This window comes from Treponema sp. R6D11 (genome assembly GCF_054786075.1).
In genome coordinates, this window is the sequence record NZ_BDHD01001163.1 from 1 (window position 1) to 370 (window position 370).

A 370-nucleotide genomic window follows, 5' to 3' on the forward strand; every position below is an offset into this window, starting at 1 on the left:
TTGCCAAACAAAAAGATGCTCCTCGAAGTACGAGAAAGCAATCTACCAGCCCGGGAATTCTATAAATCATTAGGCTTCATAGAAAACGGAATACGAAGAAACTATTATCCTGACGGCGAGACAGCCGTTCTATGTTGCCGCGAAAACGATGGCATGAGCTGATTTTGCTTCACCATTAGTTATAATCGTTTTGCAGGCCTCTTCGATCGAACTGCCAGTGGTCATGACATCATCAACTAGTAAAACAGATTTGCCCGCGAAGTCCTCTGTGAAAATCCCGAACGCGCCTTTCAAATTTCTGCGCCGCTCGCTCTCCGTCAAAGTGCTTTGCGGAGGCGTTTCTTTTATTTTACGCAATGTTTTCTTATTA

Annotated in this window: 1 protein-coding gene; it reads right to left on the bottom strand. The window is 44.3% G+C overall.

The window, feature by feature from the left end; all coding sequences use genetic code 11:
* Positions 1–129: 129 nt before the first annotated feature.
* Positions 130–370, bottom strand: a 241-nt coding sequence (locus ACYVTD_RS17940; protein WP_461248969.1) for a ComF family protein, incomplete at its 5' end; no start/stop codon positions are given.